17 protein-coding genes are annotated in these 15,716 nt (G+C 65.7%); 7 read left to right on the forward strand and 10 right to left on the reverse strand.

Going from position 1 to position 15,716, the window contains the following annotated elements; all coding sequences use genetic code 11:
• The first annotated feature begins 237 nt into the window (after positions 1–237).
• Positions 238–1,128 carry an SDR family NAD(P)-dependent oxidoreductase gene (locus HB724_RS07630; RefSeq protein ID WP_213980324.1) on the forward strand — a complete coding sequence of 297 codons (891 nt, stop codon included), beginning with the start codon at positions 238–240 and terminating at the stop codon, positions 1,126–1,128.
• A gap of 71 nt (positions 1,129–1,199) precedes the next feature.
• The gene (locus tag HB724_RS07635; RefSeq protein WP_213980325.1) at positions 1,200–2,312 is read left to right on the forward strand and encodes a hypothetical protein; all 1,113 of its coding nucleotides are present in this window, start codon (positions 1,200–1,202) and stop codon (positions 2,310–2,312) included.
• A 51-nt stretch (positions 2,313–2,363) separates the two neighbouring features.
• Here HB724_RS07635 and HB724_RS07640 read toward each other — a convergent pair whose 3' ends face one another.
• Positions 2,364–2,702, reverse strand: coding sequence for a DUF2794 domain-containing protein (locus HB724_RS07640; RefSeq protein ID WP_213980326.1), 339 nt, complete (start codon positions 2,700–2,702; stop codon positions 2,364–2,366).
• Positions 2,702–3,394, reverse strand: a complete 693-nt coding sequence (gene epsC / locus HB724_RS07645) for a serine O-acetyltransferase EpsC (protein ID WP_213980327.1) — start codon at positions 3,392–3,394, stop codon at positions 2,702–2,704. Before epsC ends, HB724_RS07640 begins: the two co-directional genes overlap by 1 nt.
• A gap of 156 nt (positions 3,395–3,550) precedes the next feature.
• On the opposite strand from epsC, the gene HB724_RS07650 reads away from it, so the two are divergent.
• The 4 genes from HB724_RS07650 to HB724_RS07665 all read left to right on the forward strand — a co-directional run bounded on the left by HB724_RS07650 (position 3,551) and on the right by HB724_RS07665 (position 7,765).
• On the forward strand, positions 3,551–4,309 hold the full coding sequence (locus HB724_RS07650; RefSeq protein ID WP_213980328.1) for a sulfite exporter TauE/SafE family protein: 759 nt from the start codon (positions 3,551–3,553) through the stop codon (positions 4,307–4,309).
• 139 nt (positions 4,310–4,448) lie between these two features.
• Positions 4,449–5,012, forward strand: coding sequence for an alkyl hydroperoxide reductase subunit C (ahpC, locus tag HB724_RS07655; protein WP_213980329.1), 564 nt, complete (start codon positions 4,449–4,451; stop codon positions 5,010–5,012).
• A 180-nt stretch (positions 5,013–5,192) separates the two neighbouring features.
• Complete coding sequence (gene ahpF / locus HB724_RS07660; protein ID WP_213980330.1) at positions 5,193–6,770, forward strand: alkyl hydroperoxide reductase subunit F; 1,578 nt, start codon at positions 5,193–5,195, stop codon at positions 6,768–6,770.
• Between the two features lie 95 nt (positions 6,771–6,865).
• The gene (locus tag HB724_RS07665; protein ID WP_213980422.1) at positions 6,866–7,765 is read left to right on the forward strand and encodes a hydrogen peroxide-inducible genes activator; all 900 of its coding nucleotides are present in this window, start codon (positions 6,866–6,868) and stop codon (positions 7,763–7,765) included.
• Positions 7,766–7,772: 7 nt separating this feature from the next.
• Here HB724_RS07665 and HB724_RS07670 read toward each other — a convergent pair whose 3' ends face one another.
• The 5 genes from HB724_RS07670 to pgsA are packed head-to-tail and all read right to left on the reverse strand — an operon-like array spanning position 7,773 to position 9,628.
• Complete coding sequence (locus tag HB724_RS07670; RefSeq protein WP_213980331.1) at positions 7,773–8,087, reverse strand: type II toxin-antitoxin system RelE/ParE family toxin; 315 nt, start codon at positions 8,085–8,087, stop codon at positions 7,773–7,775.
• Positions 8,084–8,350 (reverse strand): addiction module antitoxin, encoded by a 267-nt coding sequence (locus tag HB724_RS07675; protein WP_213980332.1) that lies wholly within the window; start codon positions 8,348–8,350, stop codon positions 8,084–8,086. Before HB724_RS07675 ends, HB724_RS07670 begins: the two co-directional genes overlap by 4 nt.
• A gap of 32 nt (positions 8,351–8,382) precedes the next feature.
• Positions 8,383–8,820 (reverse strand): molybdenum cofactor biosynthesis protein MoaE, encoded by a 438-nt coding sequence (locus HB724_RS07680; protein ID WP_213980333.1) that lies wholly within the window; start codon positions 8,818–8,820, stop codon positions 8,383–8,385.
• On the reverse strand, positions 8,817–9,074 hold the full coding sequence (gene moaD / locus HB724_RS07685) for a molybdopterin converting factor subunit 1 (RefSeq protein WP_213980334.1): 258 nt from the start codon (positions 9,072–9,074) through the stop codon (positions 8,817–8,819). Before moaD ends, HB724_RS07680 begins: the two co-directional genes overlap by 4 nt.
• A complete protein-coding gene (gene pgsA / locus HB724_RS07690) occupies positions 9,074–9,628 on the reverse strand; it encodes a CDP-diacylglycerol--glycerol-3-phosphate 3-phosphatidyltransferase (RefSeq protein WP_213980335.1) in 555 nt (184 codons plus the stop codon). Before pgsA ends, moaD begins: the two co-directional genes overlap by 1 nt.
• Positions 9,629–9,828: 200 nt before the next feature.
• Here pgsA and HB724_RS07695 point away from each other — a divergent pair, with 200 nt between their 5' ends.
• Complete coding sequence (locus tag HB724_RS07695; RefSeq protein WP_213980336.1) at positions 9,829–11,127, forward strand: MFS transporter; 1,299 nt, start codon at positions 9,829–9,831, stop codon at positions 11,125–11,127.
• Positions 11,128–11,216: 89 nt separating this feature from the next.
• Here HB724_RS07695 and HB724_RS07700 read toward each other — a convergent pair whose 3' ends face one another.
• From HB724_RS07700 to HB724_RS07710, 3 genes are all read right to left on the reverse strand, one after another.
• Positions 11,217–11,384 carry a hypothetical protein gene (locus tag HB724_RS07700; protein WP_213980337.1) on the reverse strand — a complete coding sequence of 56 codons (168 nt, stop codon included), beginning with the start codon at positions 11,382–11,384 and terminating at the stop codon, positions 11,217–11,219.
• A gap of 118 nt (positions 11,385–11,502) precedes the next feature.
• Positions 11,503–12,513 carry a LacI family DNA-binding transcriptional regulator gene (locus tag HB724_RS07705; protein ID WP_213980338.1) on the reverse strand — a complete coding sequence of 337 codons (1,011 nt, stop codon included), beginning with the start codon at positions 12,511–12,513 and terminating at the stop codon, positions 11,503–11,505.
• A gap of 180 nt (positions 12,514–12,693) precedes the next feature.
• The gene (locus tag HB724_RS07710) at positions 12,694–15,684 is read right to left on the reverse strand and encodes a TonB-dependent receptor (RefSeq protein WP_213980339.1); all 2,991 of its coding nucleotides are present in this window, start codon (positions 15,682–15,684) and stop codon (positions 12,694–12,696) included.
• Positions 15,685–15,716: the final 32 nt, after the last annotated feature.

Raw genomic sequence — 15,716 nt, forward strand, 5'->3', positions numbered from 1 at the left:
GCGCCAGCGGCGCGGGCCGCGCCAGACCCCCCCCCCGCCCGCACCAACACACCCCACCCCCGCGCCACCCCTCCGACCAACGGGACGATCTCCCTCGCGCTCGCGCTCGGTGAAGGACCATTGCCGCCAGCGCGGCGGCCGCTGATCCCGAGAGCCGGCGGGGGCATGCTCCCCGCCGGTTTCCGTTTCGGTAAAGCCCGGCTAGGAATGCGCTCGACCACCAACGGGAGAGCGTGAATGACCATCAGCTTCGAGAATCGCGTCGCCATCGTGACGGGCGCCGGCGGCGGGATCGGTCGCGGCTATGCGCTCGAGCTGGCGCGGCGCGGGGCCAAGGTGGTGGTCAACGATCTGGGCGTCGCGCGCGACGGCACCGGCCACTCCGACGCCGCGCTGGCGGTGGTCAAGGAGATCAAGGCGCTGGGTGGCGAGGCCTTCTCGAACGGCGGCAGCGTCACCGAATATGACCAGATGGTCGCGATGGTCGAACAGGCCAAGGATCGCTGGGGCCGCGTCGATATCCTCATCAACAATGCCGGCGTGCTGCGCGACAAGAGCTTCGCCAAGATGGAGCCGGCGGATTTCGAGTTCGTCGTGAAGGTCCATCTGCTCGGATCTGCCAATTGCGCCAAGGCGGTGTGGGAGACGATGCGCGAGCAGAATTACGGCCGCATCCTGATGACCGCCTCCTCCACCGGCCTCTACGGCAATTTCGGCCAGGCGAATTACGGCGCGGCCAAGCTGGGCCTGGCCGGGCTCACCAAGACGCTGCACCTCGAAGGCGCGAAATACGGGATCAAGGTCAACACGATCGCGCCGGTGGCCGGCACGCGCATGACCGAGGATATCTTCCCCGAAGCCGCGTTCAAGGCTTTCGCGCCCGAGGCAGTCGCGCCTGCCGCACTGTATCTCGTTTCCGAGGACGCGCCGACCAACATGATCCTCGGCGCGGGCGCGGGCGTGGTCCAGGCGGCCTATGTCACGCTGACCCAGGGCGCCAAGCTGGCCGAGCTGACACCCGAGAGCGTCGCCGCCCAATGGGCCGAGATCATCGACCGCACCGGCGAGATCGTCCCCAATTCGGGCGCCGAGCAGACGATGCTCATCATGGGCAAGCTGCAGGGCTGAGGTTGGGCGCCTTAGCGTATTGCTATACTAATACACATGTGGCAATCTCCGCCCCAGAAGGAGGATGGCCCATGTACAGCGAAAGCGAACTGGCAGGTGCGGTCGAGGCGGGCGTGCTCACGCCCGAGGCCGCGGCGGCGTTCCGGAACCACGTGGCGAGCAGCCGCGAGACACCGGCGGTGGACGAAGAGCATTTCAAGCTGCTGAGCGGTTTCAACGACATCTTCGTCGCGATCGCCGCGGCGCTGATCCTGGTCGCGGCGGGCAGGCTGGGCGGATTCGTCGGCGAATGGCTGATCGGCATCGGCAACGAACCGCGCCAGATCGGCGCCAACCTGATCGGCGGCGGTGCGGCGGTGGCCGCGACGAGCTGGATGCTCGCCGAATATTTCACCGCGCGGCGCCGCATGGCCCTGCCCTCGATCCTGCTGCTGCTCGGCTTCGTCGCCGGGGCGGGCGCGACGATCGCGGGCCTGTTCGTCGCCAACATCCCCTGGATCACCGAGACCTTCCACGTCGTGACCGACGCGCAGGAACAGCGGCTGGCCGGCGTGATCGCGACGGTGGCGGGCGCGCTGACCGCCGTTGCGGCCTGGATCCACTGGCGCCGCTTCATGGTGCCGATCACGGTCGCCGCGGGCGCGCTTGCGGTGGTGGGCGTCGGCGTGGGGCTGATCGTCACGCTGATCCCGGCCGCCAAGGAGTCGATCAATCCGATCCTGCTCGTCGCCGGCGTGCTGGTCTTCGCCCTGGCGATGCGCTGGGACATGACCGACCTGAAGCGCCGCACGCGCCGTTCGGACGTGGCCTTCTGGCTGCACCTCGCCGCCGCGCCGCTGATCGCGCATCCGGTGTTCCACATGCTCGGCGTGTTCGACGGGGTGATCGCCCCGGCGATGGCGGCGCTGGTGATCGCGCTCTACGTGGTGTTCGCGGCGGTGGCGCTGGCGGTGGACCGCCGGGCGCTGCTGGTCTCCAGCCTCGCCTATGTGCTGTGGGCGATGTACACGCTCTTCAACCAGAGTGCGACGGTGGAGCTCAGCGCCGCGCTTACCGCGCTGGTGATCGGTTCGGCGCTGCTCACGCTCTCCGCCTTCTGGCAGCCGATGCGGCGCGTCGTGGTCGGATCGCTCGGCGGCATCGGCAATCGCCTGCCCCCGACCCAGCAGATCATACCCGCCTGACTTGTAACCGGGCGACACTCGGCCCCGGAGCGTTCGCGCTCCGGGGCTTTTTCATTCCCCGACCAGCTTCATCAGCCGCCGCTCGACGGGGGCAAGCACCGGCCCCAGCTCATGGCCGCGCTTGAGCACCGCGCCGACTTCGTTGACCAGCGCCCACATGCCCTGGCGATTGCGCAGGGCCGGGCGTTTCTCGATCCGGAACTCAGGGCGCTCGGCGGCACGGCGGAAGGCCGCGAAGACGGCCGCGTCGCGATCGAACTGGATCGCATAGTCGCGCCAATGCCCCGCCGCGACCATCCGACCGTAGAGATCGAGGATCCGCGTGAGTTCGAGGCGTTCGAAGCCGACCTGGCTGGGGCGGCCGATGGGCAGCGGCGTCACCGTTCCCATCAGGCGCGATCACGCTCCGGCTTGCGCCCGTCGGCGCGCTCGGCGAGCACCGCGTCGAGCCGCTTTCTCAGCGCATCGAGCTCGCAGCGCATCAGCTCCAGCTTCTGGGTCGAGGGATCGAACACGTCGCTGCACGGCGTGCCATAGGGCACGAAATCCTTCTGCCACGCCGTCGCCTCGACCAGGGTCGGCTTGGCGGGGATGCCGACCATCACCGCGCCTTGCGCCACGTCGCGGGTGACGACCGCATTGGCGCCGATCCGCGCCCGCTCGCCGACGGTGATCGGCCCGAGCACCTGCGCGCCCGATCCGATGATGACGCCGTCCAGCAGTGTCGGGTGGCGCTTGCCCGCCACGCCATTGTCCGGGCTGGTGCCGCCCAGCGTGACGCACTGGTAGATGGTGACGTCGTCGCCGATCTCCGCGGTCTCGCCGATCACGACGAAACCGTGGTCGATGAAGAAGTTATGGCCGATCTTGGCGCCCGGATGGATGTCGATCGCCGTCGCCCAGCGCGACCAGTGATTGACCACGCGCGCCAGGAAGAACCAGCCGCCGCGATAGAGCCGGTGCGCGATGCGGTGATAGCCGAGCGCCCACACGCCCGGATAGAGCAGGATTTCCGCACGGCTGCGCGGCGCGGGATCGCGCGCGCGGATCGAATCGAGATACGTCGTCAGACGCTGGAACATGGCCGGTTCCCCTTTGTCGGGTTCATCTAATGCCTATACGAACCGATTTCCAGAACACCCCGACCGATGCTTGTCCCGCCTAAACACGATGTATCTTGTGGGAATTAGCGCGGCCCGGCATTCCCCGCGGAACCAACCGCGCGGAAAAGGCCCTGAATGATCTTCGGAATCGACCTCACGGCCATCCTGCCCTTCATCGCGGTGGGATTCGCCGCGCAGATGGTGGACGGCGCGCTCGGCATGGCCTTCGGCGTCATCAACAATACGCTGCTGGTGGCGCTGGGCGTGCCGCCCGCGGCCGCATCGGCCAGCGTGCATGCGGTGGAGACCTTCACCACCGCCGCCTCCGGCGCCAGCCATATCTATCACCGCAATGTCGACTGGCGGCTGTTCCGCCGGCTCGTGATTCCCGGCATGATCGGCGGCGCGCTGGGCGCCTATGTGCTGAGCAATGTCAAGGCTGAGGACGCCAAGCCCTTCGTCATGGCCTATCTCGCCGGAATCGGGCTCTATCTCCTCTATCGCGCCTGGCGCGGTCGCGTGGAGCCGCGCACGCCCAAGATCATCGAGCCGCTGGGCCTTGCCGGCGGCTTCCTCGATGCGGCGGGCGGTGGCGGCTGGGGGCCGGTGGTGACCAGCAACCTGCTCGTCCAGGGCGCGAGCCCGCGCAGCACGATCGGCACGGTCAACACCAGCGAGTTCTTCCTCACCGCGACCGTATCGGCCACCTTCATCGCGACGATGGGCTGGGCGGCCTTCACGCTCCACACGCTGGGCATCCTGATCGGCGGGCTGATCGCGGCGCCGTTCGGCGGGCTGCTCGCCAAGCGCGTGCCGGCGCGGACGCTGATGGCGATGGTGGGCGTGCTGCTGACCCTCACCAGCGCCTATACGATCTACGCGGCGCTCCGATAAGCCATTTGCAAGCCAGTCGATCAATTTCCTCCTATTGAGTGATGCAATCGATCAGCGCGAATGAGGCTTCCAATTTCACAAAGCCCTCGCGACACCCTATCTGCCGCATTGCAACATCAACCCACGGAGAAGAAACCACATGGCTCTCATCGGAAGCTCGCTCAAGCCGTTCACCGCGCAGGCCTATAAGGAAGGCAAGTTCGTCACCGTCACCGATGGCGACGTGAAGGGCAAGTGGGCAGTCTTCTTCTTCTATCCGGCCGACTTCACCTTCGTCTGCCCGACCGAACTCGAAGATCTCGCCGACATCTATCCGACCCTCCAGAAGATAGGCGTGGAAGTATATTCGGTCTCGACTGACACGCATTTCAGCCACAAGGCCTGGCATGACACGTCGCCGGCGATCAGCAAGATCAACTATTTCATGCTGGGCGACCAGAATCATGCTCTCTCGAACAATTTCGAGGTTCTGCGTGAAGGTCAGGGCCTGGCCGATCGCGGCACTTTCGTCGTCGATCCCGAGGGTGTGATCCAGCTCGTAGAGATCACGTCGGAAGGCGTCGGCCGCAACGCGACCGAGCTGCTCCGCAAGATCAAGGCGGCGCAATATATTGCGGCGCACCCCGGCGAAGTCTGCCCGGCCAAGTGGGAAGAGGGTGAAGAGACCCTGGCCCCGTCGCTCGACCTGGTCGGCAAGATCTAAGCACCATGCGGCGCAGATCTTTGAGCCGGCCATGCCCCCGGCATGGCCTGAGAGATGCTGGGAGCATCTCTCACTCAAAGATCTGACCGCATCCCCCTTACGGGTGCTCAAGAAGGCCCGGGACGGACCCCCCCCTCCCGTCCCGGGCCGTTTTGTATCCAGAACACAGGAGTTCCCCCGATGCTCGACGCCAATCTGACGCAGCAGCTCAAGGCCTATCTGGTCAACATCAAGCAACCGATCGAGCTTGTCGCCAGCCTGGGCGACGACGCCAAGTCGCGCGAGCTGGGCGAGCTGCTGAACGAAATCGCAGCGCTGTCCGATCTGATCGCGGTGATCCCGGCGAACGACGATGCGCGCAAGCCCAGCTTCATGATCCGCCGTGCCGGCACCGATATCGGCGTGCGCTTCGCCGGCATTCCGATGGGCCATGAGTTCACTTCCCTGGTGCTCGCACTGCTCCAGGTCGGCGGCCATCCGTCCAAGGCGGCGCAGGAGCTGATCGAGCAGGTGAAGAACCTCGACGGCGACTATGCCTTCGAGACCTATTTCTCGCTCTCGTGCCAGAACTGCCCCGACGTGGTGCAGGCGCTGAACCTGATGGCGGTGCTCAATCCGCGCATCACCCACACCGCGATCGACGGCGGCCTGTTCCCCGCGGAAGTCGAGGAACGCAAGGTGATGGCGGTCCCCACCGTGTTCCTGAACGGCGAGCCGTTCGGCCAGGGCCGAATGGAGCTGGAGCAGATCGTCGCGAAGATCGACAGCGGCGCCGGCGCGCGGGCGGCGGAGAAGATCAAGGCCAAGGAGCCGTTCGAGGTGCTCGTCATCGGCGGCGGCCCGGCCGGCGCGGCGGCGGCGATCTATGCCGCGCGCAAGGGCATCCGCACCGGAATCGCCGCCGAGCGGTTCGGCGGCCAGGTGCTCGACACCATGTCGATCGAGAATTTCATCTCGGTCTCGCACACCGAAGGGCCGAAGCTTGCCGCGCATCTGGAGCAACACGTCAAGGATTACGACGTCGATATCATGAACCACCAGCGCGCCGCGAAGCTGATCCCGGCGCGGGTCGAGGGCGGCCTGCACGAAGTGGTGCTGGAGAATGGCGCGTCGCTGAAGGGCCGCACGCTCATCCTCTCCACCGGCGCGCGCTGGCGGCAGATGAACGTGCCCGGCGAGGACGATTACCGGAACAAGGGCGTGACCTATTGCCCGCACTGCGACGGCCCGCTGTTCAAGGGCAAGCGCGTCGCGGTGATCGGCGGCGGCAATTCGGGCGCCGAAGCGGCGATCGACCTGGCCGGCATCGTCGCGCACGTCACGCTGATCGAATATGATAGCCAGCTTCGCGCCGATGCGGTGCTCCAGCGCAAGCTGGCGAGCCTGCCCAACGTCAAGATCATCACTTCGGCGCTGACGACCGAAGTGCAGGGCGACGGCGAGAAGGTGACCGGCCTGAGCTACAAGGACCGCAACCACGACACGATGCACCAAGTCGAGCTGGAGGGCATCTTCGTGCAGATCGGCCTCGTGCCCAACACCGAATGGCTGAAGGACGCGGTGGCGCTCACTCCGCGCGGCGAGATCGAGATCGATCATCGCGGCGAGACCTCGCAGCGCGGCATCTTCGCCGCGGGCGACGCGACCACGGTGCCCTACAAGCAGATCGTGATCGCGATGGGCGCGGGCTCGACCGCGGCGCTCTCGGCCTTCGACTATCTGATCCGGCTGCCCGCCGAGCTGGAAGAGGCGGCCTGACCCCTGTCGCCGTCATCCCGGCACCTGCCGGGATGACGGTTGGCTTTATCGCCTCCGTCACTATATAGCGGCCAAACAATCGACGGAGACGATCACTGGCCGCCACCTATCTTCCGACGCTCAAGCAGCTCCAATATCTGGTGGCGCTCCACGATTCGGGGCATTTCGGCCGCGCGGCCGAGGCGACGTTCGTGACGCAATCGACGCTGTCGGCGGGCATCCGCGAGCTGGAGACGCTGATCGGCGTCGTGCTGGTCGAGCGCACCCGGCGAGTCGTGCGCTTCACGCCACTGGGCGAGCGGATCGTGGAGAAGGCCCGGCGCGTGCTGCGCGAGGCGGATGAGCTAGGCGATCTCGCCCGCGCCGCCGGTCGCCCCTTGTCAGGCGAGATGCGGATGAGCGTGATCCCGACGATCGCGCCGTTCCTGCTGCCGCGCATCCTGCCCAAGCTGCGCAGGGAATATCCCGACCTCAAGCTCTATCTGCGTGAGGAGACCAGCGGCCAGGCCTGTGAGGGGCTGAACCATGGCCGCACCGATTGCGTGCTGCTCGCCCTGCCCTTCGCCTGCGGTGACGTCGAGACGGCGCCGCTGTTCGACGACCGGCTGTTCGTCGCCTTCCGCGAGGGCGAGATGGACGCGACGCCGATGATCCGCCCCGCCGCGATCGACGAGACGCGGCTGCTGATGCTCGAGGACGGGCATTGCCTGAAGGACCATGCACTGGCGGCGTGCAACCGCCCCGAGTTGCGGGCCGAGGCGACGATGCTGGGCACCTCGCTCCACACCATGGTCCAGATGGTCGATAACGGCCTGGGCGTGACGATGCTGCCCGAAATGGCGGTGGATGCAGGGATACTGGACCACACCCATGTCACCGCCCGCCCGTTGGAGGCGGAGAACGCCGCGCGCCACATCGCGCTGGTGTGGCGCAAGGCATCCCCGCGCGAACGCGACTTCCGGCTATTGGCGGAGGTGCTGGCGGCGTCGCACTGAGCAGTACTCAGCCCTCGAACGCTTCCTTCAGCAAATCCATCTGCTGCATGCGCTCGTGGAGGATAGTGACGATCGCAACGGCGCCGCCGTCCATCACCTTCCAGTAGATGAAATGATGCTCATGGCGGCATACATAGCCGTCCACGCCGAACTCGGCAGCAATGCGCCGCCACGGCAAAGCTCGATCGGCTATGGCCTGGAAGCGTGCAAAGAGATCTCGGACATACCGCTCCGCCTGGGCCTCGCCCCATTGCAAGGAGCTATATTCGAAGATCTCGTCAAGCCGGTGGTTAGCGGAAGGCTCGATCCGAAACCTCGTCACCCGCGCCTGCGCCGTAGATTGCGCGCGATCACTTCGTCGGCGGTAACCTCGACATATTGATCGTCAGGCGTAGCGAACGCCCGCTGCAATTCCGCCTTCAGCGCCTCGAACTTCTCCTGTTCCACCCGCTCGCGGTCGCGGCGGATCAGGTCGCGGACATATTCACTGACGTTCTCGTAGAGCCCATCCTCGCCGACATTGGCGGCGATGAACTCGCTGAGCGGTCCGCTGACACGGACATTGAGGTTGATCGGCTTGGTCATACCGTAAAGATAACGTGGAATATCGTGGACGCCTAGCCCCAACGTTCCGCCGCCGCCGCGTCGCTTTCCCGCGCCTCGACCCAGCGCGCGTCCCCGCCGCGCCGCTCGCGCTTCCAGAAGGGTGCGTCGGTCTTGAGCCGGTCGATCAGATAGGCGCAGGATTCGAGGGCGGCGGCGCGGTGGGCGGCGGCAGTCGCGATGAAGACGATGCGGTCGCCCGGCTCCATCGAGCCGACGCGGTGGACCATCGTCACCGCCATCAGGCCCCAGCGCACCATCGCCTGTTCGGCCAAAGCGACCAGCGCGCCTTCGGTCATGCCGGGATAATGTTCGAGCAGCAGCTCGGTGACGCCGTCATCGCCACGCACCGTGCCGGTGAAGCTGGCGATCGCGCCCGCGCCCCTGGCTTCGACTCCGGCGATCTCGGTGCCGAGATCGATCGGTGCGGGCTGGACCGAGATTCGGATCATCCCCCGGTCACCGGCGGAAAAAGGGCGATCTCGCGCGCATTGCCCAGCAGCGCGTCGAGCGGCACGAACTTCTGGTCGATCGCCGCACGCAACTTCGCCGGCTCCCCGAAAGCCGCGGCATGGCCCGGGCTCCGCCCGGCGAGCCAGTCGATCAGATCGGCGACGTTGCGCACCGCCTCGGGCGGATCGACCTGCTCTTCGCCGCTGCCGACGCCTTCGCGCACCCAGGCGAAATAGAGCATCGTGATCGCCATCAGGTGTCCATGTGCTTCAGGCCGACGCGCAGATAATCCCAACCGGTGACGAGGGTGAGCCCCGCCGCGACCCACAACGCCGCCAGGCTGACGCTCTGCATCCACGGCCATCCCGGCAGCGTGCCCGAGAGGATCAGCAGCCCCAGCGCAGCGAGCTGGAGCGTCGTCTTCCACTTGGCGAGCCGCGAGACCGGGAGCGATACCTGCAGCCCCCCCAGGAACTCGCGCAGCCCCGAAACCGCGATCTCGCGCACCAGGATCACCAAAGCCGCGATCAGGTGGAAATCCGCGATCACCTGCCGGCCGGAGAGGATCAGGATCACGGCCGCGACCATGATCTTGTCCGCGATCGGATCGAGGAACACGCCGAGCTTCGAGACCGTCCCCTGCGCACGCGCCAGATAGCCGTCGAAATAATCGGTGATGCCCATCAGGCAGTAGAGCGCGAAGGCGATTCCATAGCCCAGCCGCCATTCGGGCCACCACAGGAAGCCCGCGAGCAGCGGCACGGCCAGGATTCGGGACAATGTCAGGATGTTGGGCAGGGTCAGCATCGAACCGCGTCCTAGCATTGCCCGCCCGAGAACGGGAGGGGCCGGTGGGATCGGGCCAAGTCCGACCCAGGCCCGGACATGGCCTCCCGGCACGTCCGCCGCAAGCACCGAGGGAATTTCCGTTGCCGCGACCGCTGCCGCTCGGCTATGCCGCCAGCTCGTTTGGCGGCCGTTTCCGCCGGTTGGGAGCAAGGTCCGGAATGATAGGTGCGCTCGGTTTGATGAGGGAGCGCCGGTTCCTGCCGTTGTTCGTCACCCAGTTCCTCGGCGCCTTCAACGACAACCTGTTCAAGAACGCGATGATCTTCTTCGCGACATACCAGATCTTCAATTCGGTGGAGGACGAGACGCGGTTCAGCGCGATCGCCACCGGCATCTTCATCCTGCCCTTCTTCCTGTTCTCCGCGCTCGCCGGCCAGTTGGCGGACACGTATGACAAGGCGAAGATCATGCGGATCATCAAGGCCGCCGAAGTCCTTATCATGCTGGTCGGCGCCGCGGGCATCTTCCTGAAGAGCCTGGAGCTGATGCTCGTCGCGCTGGTCGGCATGGGCATCCACTCGACCTTTTTCGGGCCGATCAAATATGCGATCCTGCCGCAGCATCTGAAGCAGGACGACGTGCTGGGCGGCACCGGCATGGTCGAGGCCGGCACCTATATCGCGATCCTGTTCGGCACGATCGCGGGCGGCGTCATCAGCCCGCATGCCGCGGCCTTCGCGGTGGTGGGCGTCGCAATCCTGGGCTGGTTCGCCTCGCTCCAGATCCCGCCGGCGCCGCCGCTGACCAAGCTCAAGCTCGACTACAATATCTTCCGTGCCTCCTATCGCCTGATCTACGGCACGATGCATATCCGCCGGCTCTATCTGGCGATCATCGCGATCAGCGTGTTCTGGACGATCGCCGCGGTGCTCGGCGTGCTCTTCCCGCCGCTCGTCAAGAACGTGTTCCATGCGCAGAAGGACGTCGCCTCGGTGTTCCTCGGCATCTTCTCGGTCGGCATCGCGATCGGATCGGTCATCATCAACCGGATGCTCAAGGGCCATGTCTCGGCGCGCTATGCGGTGCCTTCGGTGCTGGCGATGGCGGCGTTCGTCGTCGACTTCTATTTCGCCGCGAAATTCTGGCCGGTGAACAGCGGGCCGCTGCTCAAGACGGTGCATTTCATCGCCCTGCCCGCCGCCTGGCATATCGTGTTCGACCTGGCGATGATCGCGATCACCGGCGGCATGTTCGTCGTGCCGCTCTATGCGTTCCTGACCACCACGGTCGAGAAATCGCAGACCGCGCGGACGGTGGCGGCGAACAACATCGTCAATTCGGGCTTCATGGTGGTCGGCTCGGTCGGCATCTTCGGCATCACCCAGATTCCCGGCGTCAGCGTCGAGGATGCGATCTGGGTGGTGTTCCTGCTCTGCCTCGCCTCGGCCTGGTGCGCGTGGCGGCTCTACAAGGCGGGCGACGTGCCGCGCACGCGGGACGCGCATATCCCCGGCTGATGCTTGTTTGAGAATGCGCCTATTGGCGCATTGCGGCACCGGGCCGGTGCCGCCTCGAAACGCACCTCAGCGCGTTTCCAAACAAGCTCTCAGAGCACGAAGGTATAGAAGCAGACGAAGAAGGCCGTGAAGCTCAGCACGAACAGCTTGATGTCGCTGTCGTCGCGGACCTTGCGCTCCTCGGCGACCACGCGGCGCATATGCTGGCGGAAGGGGTGGCGGCGGGCGTTGCCCTCAAGGACGAGCTGGCGTTGCATGCACGGAAGTTAACGCCTTGTTTACGAATTCCGCCAGCATAGTTGATGGTTAACCAACGTCCTGCTCCGGGACGCTGTTTGGCTTAGGTTTTCAGTTAACGCGTGCCGTGATCGCAGCTCAAGCCTTGGGCGCAGGCCCCGTCGTCGAACGCACCATCAGCTTGTGCTCCAGCGTCACGCGCGGCTCGGGCGCGTTGCCCGAAAGCATGAGGTCCGCCGCGGCATAGGCGAGCTCGCGCACCGGCTGGCGGATCGTGGTGAGCGGCGGCCAGACCGCCTTGGCCAGGTCCGAATCGTCGAAGCCGACGATCGACAGCGCTTCGGGCACGGCGATATCGCTTTCATGCGCCACGGCGAGCGCGCCCGCCGCCATGTCGTCGTTGCCGGCGAAGATCGCCGTGGGCCGCGGCGTGCGCGCCAGCAGGATGCGGGCGGCGTCGCAGCCCGACTGGAAGCTGTAATCCCCCGCCACCACTAGCGCGGGATCGAAGACGATGCCATGCGCCTCCAGCTCGAGGCGATAGCCCTCCAGGCGATCGGACGAGGAGACATGGCTTTCGGGGCCGCGGATGAACGCGATCGAGCGATGCCCCAGATCGATCAGGTGCCGGGTCAGCTCACGCGCGGCGGCGACGTCGTCCATCGTCGCCGACATGCCGTTCTCCTTCTGCACGCCCGGCGCGATGCGGACATAAGGCAGCCCGCGCCGATCGAGCGCTTCCAGCAGCGCCGTCACCTCGGTCACCGGCGGGGAGAGGATCAGCCCGTCGAGATGCGCCTCATCGATCAGCGCCACCACATTGGCGATGAGATCCGGCGACTGGCTGTCGATCGGCTGGAGCAGCAGGCGATAGCCCAGCTCGGTGCAGCGCTGCTGCGCGCCCGACTGGACGTGATAGACATAATAGGGGCTGGGATTGTCGTAGAGCAGCGCCACTTGGAACGATCGCCGCCCAGCAAGCGTGCGGGCGGCATGGCTGGGGCGGAAATTGAGCCGGGCGACGACTTCCTCGACGCGGCGGCGCGTCTCTTCGCTCACATGCTTCTCGTTGTTGAGCACGCGCGAGACGGTCTTGAACGAGACCCCCGCGATCTTCGAGACTTCCTTGATCGTCGGCCGGCCTGACATTGCTTCCCCCGGAGGCTTATCGGGGGTCTCTAGCGCGATTTGCGCCCGAGTGGAAACGTGGGGGCTAGCGGCCGGCGAAAGAAGCGTCATCCCGGCGCAGGCCGGGATGACGAGGGTGGGGGACGATTTCAAGACGACCTCCCCGCCCGACTGGACCCGGACGGGGAGGATCGCAGGACTTTAGAATTCGGCGCTGAAGCCGAAGGTGAAGGTCCGGCCCGCGGTCGTGTAGACCTCGGTGCGATCAGCATCGATGCTGGCGAACTGCCGGATCGGCTCGTTGGTCAGATTGATGCCCTCGGCGATCAGGCGAACGCCGGGCAGGATGTTGTAATGGGCCTGGAAGTCCACGTTATTGGTGCCCTTGATGCCGTCGCCGACATTGCCGACGCTGCCGATGCTGGTGAGATACTGGCTACGATAGGCATCGGAGACGCGGACGCCCCACAGCTTGTTTTCATAATAGAGCGTGCCGTTAGCCGCCCATTTGGAGAGATTGAGCAGCGGCAGGCGCCGGGGAACATTGTTGTAGAACCCCGTCTGATGGCCGTCGAACCAGGTGCCGTTGGCGACCACGCCGAGATGCTTCAGCACGCCCGGCAGGAAAGTGAAGTCGTGCTGGAACGCGACTTCGATGCCCTTGATGTCGGCGCCGGGGCCGTTGATCGGCTGGCTGACATCGAAGATCGTGTTGGCATCCTCGCCCTGGATCAGCAACGATAGCGGCAGGCCGGTCTGGCCATAGGGGATCTGCTTGGTGGCCGAGGAGATGTAGCTGTCCATCTTCTTGTAGAAGAAACCAACCGACGCGAAGCCGCTGCCGCCCATGTAATATTCGACCGAACCCTCGACCGAAGTCGCCTTGAACGGTTTCAGGAAGGGGTTGCCGAAGCTCACGCTGCCGCCGTTCGGACGCGTGGTGATCGAACCCGCCGCGGAGAGGTCTCCCAGGCCCGGCCGGTTGACGTTGCGGCTGGCACTGACACGCACCACCAGATCCTTCGCGACGTCGAGCGCGACATTGGCGGCGGGCAGCCAGCCATGCGAGTTCGACGGCACGTCCACGGGCACCAGCCCCGTGGCAGTCGCCAGATGGCCCGAGGAGAGCAGATCGGTCGAATAATAGCGCAGGCCGGCATTGGCGCGCAGCCGCATCCCGCCCAGCATCGTGTCGAGATCGAACTGGGCGAAGCCGGCCCAGGTCTTCTCGTCGACGCGGAAGTCGGTGCCCGCCTGGAGATTGGCGGCGGTCAGGTTCCGCGGATCTCCCATGAAGGCATATACGCCGTCGACATTGCCGACGATATATTGAGTGAGCGTATCGGGGCCGACGAGCTGCTTCAGGTCGTTCGGAATGGCAACGTCGGCCGGGACGTTGTGGAACACCTTGTTGTTGTACTGATAGCCGCTGTTGATGAAGTGCTTGAACTCGCCGCCGGTCTTGAAGGTCAGCGTGTCGCTCAGCTTGTAGGCGGCGTCCAGCTTGCCGTTGGCATATTGGTTGGTGATCGAATTCTCCTGCGTGTCGAGACGCTGGAGAGCCCAGTTGTTCGGATCGGTGAGATCCTTGCCATAGGTGTTGACCGGGATGGTCGGGCGCGTGTCGTAGCTGAAGGCCATGTCCTTGGCCTCCATGAACACCTTGTCGAACACCGGCTGGCTGAAGTCCGATTCCTCATAGCCACCGAGCGCGTTGACCGTCAGGCGATCGGTGACGTTCCAGCTCGCATGCGCCACGCCCTGATAGAAATCGGTGTGGTTCTGGACGATGTGATGTTCGGAACGCTGATCGATGTGCGTGAAGCTGGCCGCGCGCAGCGTGTTCGTGTCGTCGATCACCGCGCTCTGGATGATCTGGCCGCCGTTCACCACGTTGCCGGTCAGCGCGTTGGTGCCGGCGCTGGCGATAGCATAGTCGTCGCGATAGTCCTTCAGGCGGCCGTAGAGGAGATCCACGTCGAGCTTGAAGTTGCTGCCGGGATGATATTGCAGCGACGAGGTGACGCCCAGCCGCTTGCGATCGGTGTACCAGCTCGACGGCGATTCCGCCTGCGGCTGGAAGACGCCGTTCAGCAGCTTCTGCCGCGTCGCCGCATCGATGTCCGGGCCGATATTGGCGGCGCCATAGGTGGTGAGGCCCCAGCCCCAGTTGCGATAGCCATATTCGTTGCTCTTGATCCGGCTGTACGCGACCGAGACGAGCGCGCCGAAATCGCCCTTGTGGATCGACGCAAGGCCGACCAGGCGCGGGGTGATGCCGGTGGTGTTGTCGTTGGTCTGGCCCTTGGCCGAGACAACGAAGCGGGTGCCGTCGGTTTCGAGCGGCTTGGCGCTGGTGAGCTGCACGGTGCCGGCGATGCCGCCCTCATCCTGCTCGGCCGAGAAGGACTTCTGCACCGAGACGCGGTTGAACAGTTCCGAGGCGAACAGGCTGAAATCGAACGAGCGCGAGCGGCTGACCGCACCGCGATTGTCCATGCCCGACGCGGTGTTGCCCAGCACTTCCATGCCGTTCAGCTGGGTGCGGGTGAAGTCCGCGCCCAGGCCGCGCAGCGCGATCTGGCGACCCTCGCCGCTGTCGCGGGTGATCGTGATGCCGGGGATGCGCTGGAGCGATTCAGCCAGGTTCAGATCGGGAAAGGCGGCGATATCGGTGGCGAGGATGTCATCTTCCGCGCCTACTGCGCGGCGCTTCAGATCCTGCGCGGCCGCCAGGCTCTGGCGATAGCCCGAGACGACGATCTCGGTCGGCTCCTGGGGCTCTTCCTGCTCGGCGGCCTGGATCGGCGCGGGATCGAGCGCGGCGACGCGGACCGGTTCGGCGCGATCGGCACGGCGCGACACCGGAGCGGCGGGCTTCAGCACGGCGACGCCGCCGCGGATCGAGGCGGCAAGGTTGGTGCCGCGCAGCATCTGGTCGAGCGCCTCGCGCACCGTGAAGGCGCCGCGCACGCCCGAGGTACGGCGGCCCGAAACGGCATCGGGCGCGACCACGACCTGGACGCCCGTCGCCTTGGAGAATTGCGAGATCGCCGTGCGCAGATCCGATGCCGAGATGTCGAAATGCATCTGGCGCGCGAATGCCGCATCGGCGGAGCGCGCCTGCGCCATGGCCGGCGCCGAAAGCGCCACCGCCAGCGCGATCAACGAGAGTCCCTTTGTATTGTGCATGATGTTCCTCCGCTCAGGCGCTCGTGCGCCTC

It is taken from the genome of Sphingomonas sp. dw_22 (assembly GCF_018449795.1).
Lineage (GTDB): Bacteria > Pseudomonadota > Alphaproteobacteria > Sphingomonadales > Sphingomonadaceae > Sphingomonas.